Genomic DNA, 12,398 nt, shown 5'->3' with positions numbered 1-12,398 from the left:
TCACCTTCGCCTGTTTTTCTTGCCTTTGGATTTGCCTGTTGTCGCCCTTGGTTTCGGTTTGGCTGTCCGGGGAAAACCACTGATGTAGGATGAGTATTCCAGCATGCGTACGACGGAAGGACGGGCGCGTCGGGGCGGCTCCTCCACGCCTTCAGGCAAAGGAATGGTATTGGCGGTTTTGGAAGGCTTGCTGTTCACCTCCAAAAGCCACACCTGTCCACGGACATCCACGCCGAGATCGACGCCGAATTCTGCGTAATGGCCGGGCAGTGCTTCTTCAAGCAGGACGGACAGCTTCAAGGCCACTTCTTTTAGCGTGGCTGGAGACGGGCGAACGGAGCTGGCCCATGGTCCACATACACGCAGTGCCTGAAGGGGCGTCATCATCTGGCCGCCTCTGGATATATTGGAAACGATGCGATTCAATCCCAAACGGGCAACCATAGATGTGACGGCCCATTCGCCTGCGCGATTTTTTTGCACCAGCACGCGAAAATCAGTCGGCCGACCGTGCATGCCGATCAACGGTAAACCTTGCTGCAGCAAATAAGGTTTGCCTTTTGTCTGTTTGTGCAAGTACTGGTGCAAGCCGGTTATGCTGGAGAACGTTTTGCCAAACCCGCCTGGGCGGGCGAGCTGATACCCCTCCTGCGTTCGGCGCAGCCGGATAATCCCTCGTCCCATGCTTCCATTTGCCGGTTTTGCATAAACAGTGCGATACGTAGACAGCATCATCCGCAAATCTCCCAGGCTCTGAAAGCGAACCATGGCAGGAAGATGCTCGGCGGCGCTTTCCTGATTTTGCAGAGCGGAGTGCACGTGCCACTTGTTCAAGAAACGCTCGTTGAAGAAGGGGATGTTGGCTTCCTTGCAGCGCTGCAGCCAATTCGCCATCTGCTCGCTGCGCTCCCTTTGGCGGGAGACGAGGCGGTTATAGATACATTGGGGCAGCGGCAGCACTTTTTGGCGCCATACTCCTCCTCTCCGAACAAGGCCGCGCACGATGCCGGCATCCCAATTGACATCCTGAAGTCGGAATGCGCAGATGATTCCTCCACGCTTGCGGCAAATATCGGCTAGCTCGTTGAAAAAAGTTGACAACGGTCCAAACGGGGATTGCGTAAATTGGGCATTGTAAGAGGATACGAGAATCCCTACATACGGCCCGAAAACAAGCGTTTGTTGGTCCGCGTCGTAGCGCAGCAGCAGAGGAACGCCTGTAGGGAGGCGAAGCGACCCAGCCACGGCGGGCCGGATGAGTGTTTGGCCGCTGCGATCTATGCCGCTGATGCGGGCGCGAACCGTTTTGCTTCCGAATTGGACAGTAGCGGTGGGCGAAGAAAGATTCCATTTGCGCATTTGCGCCTGGGGTAGGTAAAGGTCTACTTCCGTCTTTGGCTCGTATCCGACGACGATGGTTGGAACGTAAGACATGGCTATCCCCTTCCCATCAGGCATAAAGTTAGTCTATGGTATGAGTAGCTAAATCGTTTGGTGCCATGCAGAGAAGAAAGGTTGTTAGGATTTATGAACTTATGGATAGTATTAGTGAATATTGGCGTCGGTTCTGTCATTGGCGGCGTCACGAACGAACTGGCCATCCGCATGCTTTTCCGGCCGCTCAAGCCTTGGTATATCGGCAATTGGAAGGTGCCGTTTACCCCGGGACTGATCCCGAGAAGGCGGGATGACATCGCAATACAAATGGGCAGGTTGGTGGAAGAGCATTTGCTCACGACAGAAGGCGTCAGGCGGGCGCTTGCCCAGGGCGGTCTGGAAAACACGCTGGCAAGCTGGATGAACAATCTGGCGATGCACTGGATGGCGGACGAGCGTACGTTGCGTCAGGCTTTGCTTGCCGCTGTTCCCGATTTGTTCACAGAGGATGGAGGCTGGAAGGAAGGCGTGCGCGCTCCTGTGCAGGAGAAGTGGGACGCTTTTGTCCAACATCTGCTCAGTCAATATGAAGAAACAAAGCTGCGCGAGCTGATCCCGCACGCGGGGCAAGAGCGCCTGGACGCCACGTTCGCGACGGTCAGCCAACTGCTGATGGACCGTTTGCGCGGCTATCTGCACTCACCGGAAGGACAGCAAACGTTGCAGAGCATGGTCAAAAGCATGCTCGGTGGCGGCGGAGGGATGTTTGGCGGGCTGGTCGGCATGTTTCTTACCGACGACAAAATCATCGGCAAAATTCTCCCGGCTCTCGACGACCTTTTGCAAAGCCCGGAGCTGGCCGGACGCCTGCAGCAGTTTTTGCGCAAGGAAGCGGACAAGCTGCTGGACAAAAATGTCGGCGAGCTGGTGGAGTGGCTTGGTCGCGAGCAGATCGACGACTGGTCGCGGGCGCTTTTCGCCAAAATCGAGGAACAGAGCCTGCGGCTGGTCGATGAGCCGCTGTCGCGCCTGACCGCGCCCATTCAGGAGACAGTCCAGACGAACCTCGTCCCGCGGCTGGCAAAATGGATGGTAGAGTCGCTGCAGCAAAACGTGGAACGCATTTTTTCGCGGCTGGCGATTCGCGATATTGTGACAAGGCAGGTAGAGGGCTTCCCGACTGAAAGAATCGAAGAGATGGTCGTCGGCATCTCGGGAAAAGAGTTTCGCATGATTACGGTGCTCGGCTTTATTCTCGGCGGGATCATTGGTCTGGTCCAGGGGCTTTTGGCAAGCTGGTTAGGGTAGGAAAACTGAAAAGAAACTGTAACCGCCTTGTAATAATCCTGTAATATTCCTTGGGTAAGATAAAAGCACGATGAAAACCCCCTTAATGATATACTTTCTGATCGGTAGCTTGAAAAAGCTACCCTTTTTTTTTGCCGCGCCTTCGGGTATATTGTTCGAAGGAGCGCGCGTACATTGGAACGGGTGGGAGACCAGGAAGGGGGAGTAGCAATATGGCAACGAAGCATGAACAAATCTTGCAGCATATTGATCGCCTTCCGATCGGTTCGAAGATTTCCGTGCGGCAGATCGCCAAAGACCTGGATGTGAGTGAGGGTACGGCCTACCGCGCTATCAAGGAAGCGGAAACACAAGGATACGTAAGCACCATTGAACGTGTCGGCACAGTGAGAATCGAGAAGAAGCAAAAGGAAAACATAGAGCGATTGACTTTTGCCGAGGTGGTCAATATCGTCGACGGCCATGTGCTGGGCGGACGGGAAGGGCTGCATAAGACATTGAACAAATTCGTGATCGGCGCGATGCAGTTGGAAGCGATGATGCGCTACATCGACGCGGGCAGCCTGCTGATTGTCGGGAACCGCTATCAGGCGCACAAGATCGCTTTGCAGCAAGGCGCAGCCGTACTGATAACAGGCGGCTTCGATACGAGCGAGGAAATCAAGCAACTGGCGGATCGGCTGGCTCTGCCGATCATTTCGTCCAGCTATGATTCGTTTACGGTCGCGTCGATGATTAACCGGGCGATTTACGACCGTTTGATTAAAAAGGAAATCGTGATGGTGGAGGACGTGCTGAAGCCGCTTGCGGAGACGCCGGTACTGCTGCCGAGCGATACGGTCGCCAAATGGCATCAGTATACGGAGTTGTATCAGGATACGCGCTTTCCGGTTGTCGACGAGCAGATGCGTCTGATCGGGATCGTGACTTCGAAGGATATTATCGGCCACGAAGAGACGGCGACGATCGACAAGGTGATGACGAAAAATCCGATCACGACTTCGCCGCGCGTGTCTGTGGCGTCTTCGGCGCACATGATGGTGTGGGAAGGGATCGAGCTGTTGCCGGTCGTGGACAATTATCGCAAGCTGGTGGGCGTGCTGAGCCGCAACGATGTGTTGAAAGCGCTCCAGTTCACGGCGAAGCAGCCACAGATGAGCGAAACGTTTCCGAACCTGATTATGTCTCATTTCCGCGAGGAGCGTCAGGCTGACGAGCTGGTCTATCTGGGCGACGTCACTCCGCAGATGACGAATCATCTGGGGACGATTGCGAGCGGAATCATGACGACGGTGATGGTGGAAGCGGCTTGTAATCTCTTGCGTCAGCATCGCCGGGGCGACATGGTGCCGGAAAACATCACGGTGTACTTTTTGAAGCCCGTACAGATGGAGAGCCACATCCAGGTGCAGCCGCGGCTTTTGGATATCAGTCGGCGCTTCGGGAAGGTGGAGGTTTCGGTCTACCACGGCGAGCAGCTCGTCGGGCAGGCGATGATTACGGCGCAGATTATTGATCGGTGAGGTGTGTAGTGTTTTTGGGCAGTCTCTTTTTAGAGGGGCTGTCCTTTTTTGATGTTTTTTAAGCGGGGCTGTTGCGGAGAGAAGAATATTTCCGGACTAAGCTCCGGTCTTCACCCACTGAACACAAGTTATCGCTCGCGTTCAGCGGGGCCCGGTCTACGTCCTGCAGGGAAGCGGGGACTGTCCGCTCCGCAGGGATTCGCGGGGAAACGCAAAAGTGGTAGCCGCTTCGTAGTCTAGTCAGGGTTGCGTTTCTGTTGCCCGCGAATCCCAGACTTCATCTGAAACAGAGCCTCTAACGTGATTAGCAATCTCGTAAGGATACGTTACAAGTAAAAATTAGACTTTCCAGCAGATACATTTAGTTTTAGATACTACTTTACATTTTCCATCAGCCATACGGCCAGGTAGAGAGCTTTTGGCCGTTAAAAGCCCTGTCCCAGCCAACAGCTTCTTTTTTCCCCGACCATTGCTGCCGAACTGAACCGACGCTTTTCCCCTTAAAAAAGCTCCGCCCAATCAAACAGCCCCTGGGAGGAAAACGAAGAAAAAGCGAAGCTCTTTGAAACCCCAACCGATCCTGAGGATAACCCAAAGAAACCACCACACATTGACAAAAACCACCAAGTTACACTATCATCTAATTAGAATTTCATCTAATCTCATGCACAACACACGCCGCCCCAAAAAGAAAGGAGCATCCCTGTGCAACTGGATAAACTCGTCACCTTTTACAAAGCCTTGGGCGATCCGACGCGGGTGCGTATCCTCGCGATTTTGGCAAACGGCCCCTTGCACGGGCAGGCGCTGGCTGGGAAGCTCGGCGTGACGCCGCCGACGATTACGCACCATATGGCGAAGCTGCGGGAGGCGGGGATCGTCTACGAGCGGCGAGATAAAAATACGATCTACTTTTACTTGCACGAAGCCAACATGAAGCGGCAGACCCAAGCTATATTGAACGTGCTCGAACGGGCGAAGGACTTTAGCGAAGAAGGGCTGTTTGCGCAAGCGGAGGAAAACCACGATCAGAGGAGGGCCCAGATGGCAGCGGAACACATGCACGTAATCAAAAGCTTCCTGACTCCAGACGGCAAGCTGAAGCAAATCCCGTCCCAGCGCAAGAAAAAGCTGATCGTGTTCGAACACATGGTCCGGGGGCTGGAGCACGGCCGGAAATACAAGGAGCAGGAGATCAACGACTACATCCGCCAGTTCCACGAAGATTACGCGACGATTCGCCGGGAATTTGTCATGAACCACTACATGTATCGGGAAGACGGCATCTACGAGCTGAACCCCGAGGAAATGTGGGCCAAAGCAGAGGATTTGCGTTAACTGGAAACAATCGCCATGCAAAAAGGGCATAAAAAAGGACAACCGTCGGCACTTCGCTCAGGTTGTCTGAAACAATAGAATGTCACACAAACTGATTATAACGAGAACAGATTGTGCTTAGCCATGGCAAACCATTGGCAATTCAGGAAAACTATTTCCAGCAGGCTAAAAGAGAAGCATCGCAATAACCGCTACGCCTCTCTTTTAGCCTGTTTTTTCTTTTCCCGCAAAAGAAAAAACTCCCGGGCAAAAGCCCCGAGCGCCATCGACAACGCGACGACGACTACGAGATGCAGGGCGCGGACAAACGTGTGTGGCGTGAGCAGCAGCACGACGATGCTGGAAATAAGCATCAGCCCGAGCAATGTAGAGCAGATGGCGAGCTGCTTGCCCGTTGTCCATGTCTTCACAAATCCACCTCCTGTCAAAGAAAAAAGCATGCCGAACAATCTGTTTGTTCCCATGCTTTTTAGCTCTCAGATGCCTTTTTTCAATTCTGCCCGCCAGGCGCTGCGATAGTGCAAAAAGTTGCGGGTTCCCAAATACAGGTTCATCACGCCGACGAGCAGCATGACGATCGCGACCACGATGCGGATCGTATCGAGCGTATCAAACGTAAACTGGTTGAGGCCGAACAAAGAGACGAGAATGCCAAGTGCAATATTCATTTTGCCAAGCGTCATCCGGGACTCCAGCGGATGGATGCCGCGTCTGCGCGCGTGGATGCTGAAATAGACGCTGGCTACGAGCGAAGCGAGAACGCCGGTCAAATAAAAGGCCGACCACATAGATGGCTTCATCCTTTCGAACAAATCTGGTATTATCCTACCAAATCAAAGCAAGAAAGGTCAAATTCAAACAGGAACATTCGTTCTTATTCCCCCACATTCCTCTTACTTTCGGTATAATGATAGAGAAAGCTACGAAAACGAATCGACTCGTAAAACAGGAGAGGAAGGAAGCAGATGACCTCCTTTGTCCATTTGCACGTTCATACAGAGTACAGCTTGCTAGACGGAGCGGCGAGGATCGAGGCGCTGGTAGCGCGTGCACAGGAGTTGGGCATGAGCGCGCTGGCGATTACCGACCACGCCAACCTGTACGGGGCTGTCCCTTTTTATAAAGCTTGCCAGGCAGCGCAGATCAAGCCGATCATCGGGATGGAGCTGTACGTGATCGAAGGAAACTTGCAGGATCGCGTGCGCAATGCGCCTGCCCCGCACCATTTGGTCGTACTGGCGGAAAACGAAACGGGCTACCGCAACCTGCTCAAGCTGGCGACAGTCGCCAATACGGAAGGAAACTACATCATCCCGCGCGTGAACAAGGAAGCGCTCGTCCGGCATGCCGAAGGGCTGATTGCGCTCAGCGGCTGCCAGCACGGCGAAGTCGCGCAGCTTTTGCTCGCAGGCGAAGCGCAGGCGGCGCTGGAAGCGGCCTTGTGGCATCGGCGCGTGTTCGGCGAAGCGAATTACTTTTTGGAGCTGGCGGACCACGGCCTGGAGAGCGAGCGCAGGCTCAATGCTCGCCTGGTCAAGCTGAGTCAGGAGACGGGCATTCCGCTGGTCGCCACGAACAACGTACACTACGTCATGCAAAACGAGCATCGCCTGCACGATATCCTGCTCGCGATCAAGGAAGGCAAAACGATCGAGGAGGAAAACCGTTTTCGCTACGAAACGGACCAATACTACTTGAAAAGCGGAGAGGAGATGGCAGCGGCCTTTTCCTACGCGCCCGAGGCGCTGGCGAATACGGCCATGATCGCAGACAGATGCAGCGTAGAGCTGTCGTTTGGCGCGCACATTTTGCCGGAATTTCCCTTGCCTGCGGGACAAGATTCGGCACAATATTTGCGTTCGCTCTGCGAGCAAGGCTGCCGGGAACGCTACGGGGAAATGACGCCGCAAATCCGGGAGCGGCTCGATCACGAACTGTCGATTATTACCGGAACGGGCTTTACCGACTACTTCCTGATCGTGTGGGACTTCATGCGCTACGCCCACCAGCACGGCATTCCGACCGGGCCGGGCCGGGGCTCTGCTGCGGGCAGCCTTGTCGCCTATGCGCTGAAAATTACAAACGTCGATCCGCTCCGCTTCAACCTGCTCTTTGAGCGGTTTCTCAATCCCGAGCGGGTGACGATGCCGGATATTGATATCGACTTTTCCGTGGAGCGGCGCGACGAAGTGATCCACTACGTGGCGAAAAAGTACGGTCACGACCGCGTCGCCCAGATCATTACGTTCGGGACGATGGCGGCTCGCGCTGCGGTGCGCGACGTCGGCCGGGCGCTCGGGCTGTCGCTTGGGCTTATCGACCGCGTGGCCAAAATGATTCCGCAATCGCCGGGGATGACGATTGACCGCGCGATAGAGCTCAACCCGGATATCGGCAAGCTGTGTGCCGAAAACAAGCAGGCCGCCTTGCTGATCGCGACAGCAAAAGGCGTGGAAGGGCTGCCGCGCCACGCTTCCACCCATGCGGCGGGCGTCGTCATTTCGCGCGAGCCGCTGACCAGCTACGTGCCGCTGCAAACAGGCAACGAAGGGCTGGCGCTCACCCAGTATCCGATGGAGATTTTGGAGGAAGTGGGCCTGTTGAAAATGGATTTTCTCGGGCTGCGCAACCTGACGATCATTCAGGAGACACTCCGCCACCTCGCCGAGCAAGGGATTGAGCTTGACCTGGAAAAAATTCCGACAGACGATCCGAAAACGTTCCGCATGCTGTCGCGCGGCGAGACGACAGGCGTGTTTCAGTTGGAGTCGGGCGGGATGCGCCATGTGCTTCGCGACCTGAAGCCGACCAGCTTGGGTGACATCATCGCTGTACTCGCCCTGTACCGTCCGGGACCGATGGAGATTATTCCCCAGTACATTGCCGCCAAGCACGGCCAGAGCAAAGTCCAGTACGCCCATCCGATTCTCGAGCCGATTTTGCGCGAAACGCACGGCTTTATGATCTACCAGGAGCAGATCATGCAGATTTCGTCTACGCTCGCTGGCTTCAGCTTGGGCGAGGCCGATATTTTGCGCCGGGCAGTCGGCAAGAAAAAACGCGAGCTGCTGGCCGAGCAGCGGGAAAAATTCGTGGAAGGCTGCGTCCGCCATGGCTACGGGGAAGAGTTGGGCAACCAGGTGTACGACCTGATTGTGCGCTTCGCCGATTACGGCTTCAACAAGGCCCACTCCGTCGCCTACGCGATCATCGCCTACCAGATGGCGTATTTGAAAGCGACCTATCCGCTCGCTTTCATGGCGGCGCTTTTGTCGCTGTCCATCGGCTCGCAGACGCGGATCGCCGAGTACACGGAAGAGGCGCGCCGTCTTGGCCTGCGCGTGCTTGGCCCGGACGTCAACAAGAGCGCCGCGTACTTTACGGTAGAGGAGGAGGCGATCCGCTTCGGGCTTGCTGCCGTAAAAAACGTCGGCTACGGCGCGATTGAGTCCATCGTGAAGGAGCGCGCTGGCCGGCCGTATCGGGACGTGTTCGATTTTTGCGCCAGAGTGGATGCGCGGCTCGTGAACAGGCGGGTGGTCGAGTCGTTGACACTGTGCGGCGCGCTCGATTCGCTGCCTGGTCACCGCAGCCAACTGCTGCTGTTGCTCGATGAAGCGGTAGGCAAGGCAAACGCCAAACGTGTGGAGCGGGACGCAAACCAGCTCGACCTGTTTGCCGGAGAGGAGCAGTCTGCTCCGCCGCGGGACCCTGCCGAATACCCGGACGTGCCGCCGCTTTCGCGCACGCAGCAGTTGAAAGAAGAAAGAGAGCTGATCGGCGTCTACCTCTCCGGCCATCCGCTCGACCAGTATGCCCATGTGGCTGCCCGCCCGGAAGTGACCGCCATCTCCGCTCTCAGTGAAGTCGCTCGCGACAAGACGGTCAAGGTGTTCGGAATGATTACGGAAGAAAAGCGCATCCAGACGAAAAAAGGCGACCCGATGGCGTTCCTTACGCTGGAAGACAAGACGATGCCCGTCGAGCTGGTCGTTTTTCCGCAAGTGTTTGCCAAGTACGGGCAGCTTCTGGGCAAGGAGCGCATCGTCGTGGCCGAAGCGCGGGTAGACCATCAGGATGATACGGTGAAGCTGCTCGCTTCGCGCTTCTGGGATGCCGAGGCGCTGCCTGCGCCGACGACGGAAACGGTTCTGTTTGTCAAAATATCGGCCCAGCAGGAGCACGATTCGACACTGCAACGTCTGCAACGGCTGTTTGTCGAAAAAAAAGGAACGATTCCTGTGATTTTGTTTTACGAAGGAAAAAGACAGACAATTCGCCTTCCGGAAGACATTCGGGTAGAGGTGGACGAGTCATTTTTGGAGCAAGCGCGAGATATTGTGGGACGTGACAGCGTAATTCAGAAAGAATTGCCCATAAATTGGGGAGGATGAGGAATGTCCTCCCTTTTTCGCCGTTTTCGGCAGGTTTACAGGAGAACAGGTTTTGCTATATAGTGAATTCATAACTCATAAAGTGGTCAGACCACTTAGGGCTTTCAAGCATTAAAGAGGCTGTTCAAGCAATCATAGAAAGATTATCGCGAAATGGAGTGGTAAAAGATGTCTAATCTGAGAGAGGAAGCGCTGGAACTTCATCGAAAAAATAAAGGGAAGCTGGAGGCGGTGACAAAGGTTCCTGTTCGCAATGCGCACGACCTGAGCTTGGCTTATTCTCCTGGCGTAGCTGAACCTTGCAAAGACATTTTCGACGACAAGTCCAAAGTTTACGAATACACCATGAAAGGCAACCTCGTTGCTGTCGTGAGCGACGGTACAGCCGTTCTCGGCCTCGGCAACATCGGTCCGGAAGCAGCGATGCCCGTGATGGAAGGAAAAGCGGTACTGTTCAAATCCTTCGCAGGCGTGGATGCTTTCCCGATCTGCCTCAACACAACCGACGTGGACAAAATCGTCGAGACGGTGAAGCTGCTTGAGCCGACCTTTGGCGGCGTGAACCTCGAAGATATCGCAGCTCCTGCGTGCTTCGAAGTGGAAGAGCGCCTGAAGCGCGAGACGAACATCCCGATCTTCCACGACGACCAGCACGGTACGGCGATCGTGACGGCAGCCGGTCTGATTAACGCCCTGCGCGTAGTGGACAAAAAGCTGGAGGACATCCGCGTAGTGGCGAACGGTGCGGGCGCCGCTGGTATCGCGATCATGAAACTTTTGATTTCCATGGGCGTAAAAGAAGTCATCATGGTCGATACAAAAGGAATCGTGTACGAAGGCCGCGACTACGGAATGAACCCGGTAAAAGAAGAAATGGCGAAAATCACGAACCGCAGCAAGCTGCAAGGCGATCTGGCAGAAGCGATGAAAGGGGCAGACGTATTTATCGGCGTATCCGTAGCAGGTGCTGTCACTCCTGAAATGGTGCGCTCCATGAACCGCGATCCGATCATCTTCGCCATGGCGAACCCGACTCCGGAAATCATGCCGAACGAGGCAAAAGCAGCGGGCGCAGCGGTTGTCGGTACAGGCCGTTCCGACTTCCCGAACCAGGTGAACAACGTCCTCGCTTTCCCGGGCATTTTCCGCGGGGCGCTGGATACGCGCGCGACCGAGATCAACGAAGAGATGAAGCTGGCAGCCGTCTATGCCATTGCCGACCTGATCTCGCCAGAAGAGCTCTCTGCTGAAAAAGTAATTCCTGCTCCATTCGATCCGCGTGTTGCTCCAAACGTTGCAGCAGCCGTAGCCAAAGCGGCGATGGAAAGCGGCGTAGCCCGCATCACCGTCGATCCGGAAGCAGTAAAAGAGAAAACAGCCAGTCTGGCAGCCATTTCCTACCAGCAAGTGTAAGGGAAGTGCAGTCAAACACCCTCCACGAGCACCTGTATCGGACGTGAATATGTGGAGGGTGCTTCACTTCACCAGTAGTAGCAATAAGGAGGGTCATTGTGCTCGACTCCACTCAAGATCGAAAGGTTTACGAAGGCATTCTCCTGCAACTTCACGAAATCATTCAGGAGCAAAACTTAAGGCCTGGCGACAAGCTTCCGTCGGAGCGAGAGTTGTCTGAGCAGTTGGGAGCAGGGCGATCCTCTGTACGCGAAGCTCTCCGTGCTCTGGAACTGCTCGGGCTCATCGAGACTCGCCGCGGAGAAGGCACCTTCCTCAAGCATTATCGGCACAACCGTCTGATCGATATTCTTGGCTTTTTTATCCTACGGGATACGAAAACCAAGAAGGACTTGATCGAAATGCGCAAAATGCTGGAGATCGACGCTGTTCGTCTCGCCTGTAGGCGGGCGACCGCGAAGCATTTTGAAGAAATGGAACGGATTCTCGCCATTGCGCACGAACGGGTAGAGAGAGGCGAGGTTCCTACGGAAGAAGACTATCAGTTTCATCGCGTGATTTGCCGATCCAGCCGCAATTCCATTTTGCACCGCATCTGGACGCCGTTGGTAGAGTATAGCAACAGCGTGCGGACGGAATCGCTGTCGCGGGAAGGCAGGGCGCGCATGGCGCTGGAAGAGCATCGCGAGATCATGGAGGCAATCCGCGCAGGCGATGTCAATGTCGCGGTTGAGAGAATGAGGCACCATCTGGAGAACAGCAAGCTCTAGATTTTTCTCCTATTTGCGAGGGGCGCTGGCGCTGTGATATGATGATGCAGACCTGTATTGGACGATGAAGGAGGAAGCCAGCATGTGGACGGTCATCTACATCGCTCCTAGCGCTAAAATAGCTGAACGGATACAGCAACGTTTGACAGATGAAGGGTTTTTGGTCAAGGTTCGCGAGGCGAAGGTCTCGAAGCAATACGAGATTCTCGTGCCCGAGGGCGAACTGAATGAAGTCCGGGATGTACTCGGCTCGATCCTTCACTGATGAGAAAGGT

General features: G+C 55.1%; 10 protein-coding genes. 7 read left to right on the top strand and 3 right to left on the bottom strand.

From position 1 onward, the window contains the following. Positions 1 to 1,434 (bottom strand): YheC/YheD family endospore coat-associated protein, encoded by a 1,434-nt coding sequence (locus tag BA6348_RS22175; protein WP_005831408.1) that lies wholly within the window; start codon positions 1,432 to 1,434, stop codon positions 1 to 3. A 93-nt stretch (positions 1,435 to 1,527) separates the two neighbouring features. Here BA6348_RS22175 and BA6348_RS22170 point away from each other — a divergent pair, with 93 nt between their 5' ends. The 3 genes from BA6348_RS22170 (at position 1,528) to BA6348_RS22160 (ending at position 5,546) form a co-directional block, all read left to right on the top strand. Beyond that, complete coding sequence (locus tag BA6348_RS22170; RefSeq protein ID WP_122952875.1) at positions 1,528 to 2,685, top strand: DUF445 domain-containing protein; 1,158 nt, start codon at positions 1,528 to 1,530, stop codon at positions 2,683 to 2,685. 212 nt (positions 2,686 to 2,897) lie between these two features. Next, positions 2,898 to 4,208, top strand: coding sequence for a DRTGG domain-containing protein (locus BA6348_RS22165; protein ID WP_005831405.1), 1,311 nt, complete (start codon positions 2,898 to 2,900; stop codon positions 4,206 to 4,208). Positions 4,209 to 4,913: 705 nt separating this feature from the next. Next, positions 4,914 to 5,546, top strand: coding sequence for a DUF2087 domain-containing protein (locus tag BA6348_RS22160; protein WP_005831403.1), 633 nt, complete (start codon positions 4,914 to 4,916; stop codon positions 5,544 to 5,546). Positions 5,547 to 5,737: 191 nt separating this feature from the next. On the opposite strand, the gene BA6348_RS22155 is transcribed toward BA6348_RS22160, so the two are convergent. Continuing rightward, on the bottom strand, positions 5,738 to 5,956 hold the full coding sequence (locus BA6348_RS22155; protein WP_025846811.1) for a hypothetical protein: 219 nt from the start codon (positions 5,954 to 5,956) through the stop codon (positions 5,738 to 5,740). Between the two features lie 66 nt (positions 5,957 to 6,022). Further along, positions 6,023 to 6,334 carry a YtpI family protein gene (locus tag BA6348_RS22150; protein WP_005831401.1) on the bottom strand — a complete coding sequence of 104 codons (312 nt, stop codon included), beginning with the start codon at positions 6,332 to 6,334 and terminating at the stop codon, positions 6,023 to 6,025. Between the two features lie 177 nt (positions 6,335 to 6,511). Between BA6348_RS22150 and BA6348_RS22145 the strand changes: the two genes are divergently transcribed. From BA6348_RS22145 to BA6348_RS22130, 4 genes are all read left to right on the top strand, one after another. After that, entirely contained in the window at positions 6,512 to 9,940 is a 3,429-nt protein-coding gene (locus BA6348_RS22145; RefSeq protein WP_122952874.1) for a DNA polymerase III subunit alpha, read from the top strand. 168 nt (positions 9,941 to 10,108) lie between these two features. Then, positions 10,109 to 11,353, top strand: a complete 1,245-nt coding sequence (gene ystJ / locus BA6348_RS22140; protein WP_122952873.1) for an NADP-dependent malic enzyme — start codon at positions 10,109 to 10,111, stop codon at positions 11,351 to 11,353. Positions 11,354 to 11,451: 98 nt separating this feature from the next. Continuing rightward, the gene (locus BA6348_RS22135) at positions 11,452 to 12,123 is read left to right on the top strand and encodes a FadR/GntR family transcriptional regulator (RefSeq protein WP_005831396.1); all 672 of its coding nucleotides are present in this window, start codon (positions 11,452 to 11,454) and stop codon (positions 12,121 to 12,123) included. Positions 12,124 to 12,205: 82 nt separating this feature from the next. Beyond that, a complete protein-coding gene (locus BA6348_RS22130) occupies positions 12,206 to 12,388 on the top strand; it encodes a hypothetical protein (protein WP_005831394.1) in 183 nt (60 codons plus the stop codon). Positions 12,389 to 12,398: the final 10 nt, after the last annotated feature.

This window comes from Brevibacillus agri (assembly GCF_004117055.1).
Lineage (GTDB): Bacteria > Bacillota > Bacilli > Brevibacillales > Brevibacillaceae > Brevibacillus > Brevibacillus agri.
This window is presented reverse-complemented; position numbering and strand designations above follow the sequence as displayed.

Coding starts and splice junctions, on each gene's coding strand:
- BA6348_RS22175 (WP_005831408.1), bottom strand. CDS start 1,434: ATGTCTTACGTTCCAACCATCGTCGTCGGATACGAGCCAAAGACGGAA.
- BA6348_RS22170 (WP_122952875.1), top strand. CDS start 1,528: ATGAACTTATGGATAGTATTAGTGAATATTGGCGTCGGTTCTGTCATT.
- BA6348_RS22165 (WP_005831405.1), top strand. CDS start 2,898: ATGGCAACGAAGCATGAACAAATCTTGCAGCATATTGATCGCCTTCCG.
- BA6348_RS22150 (WP_005831401.1), bottom strand. CDS start 6,334: ATGTGGTCGGCCTTTTATTTGACCGGCGTTCTCGCTTCGCTCGTAGCC.
- BA6348_RS22145 (WP_122952874.1), top strand. CDS start 6,512: ATGACCTCCTTTGTCCATTTGCACGTTCATACAGAGTACAGCTTGCTA.
- ystJ (WP_122952873.1), top strand. CDS start 10,109: ATGTCTAATCTGAGAGAGGAAGCGCTGGAACTTCATCGAAAAAATAAA.
- BA6348_RS22130 (WP_005831394.1), top strand. CDS start 12,206: ATGTGGACGGTCATCTACATCGCTCCTAGCGCTAAAATAGCTGAACGG.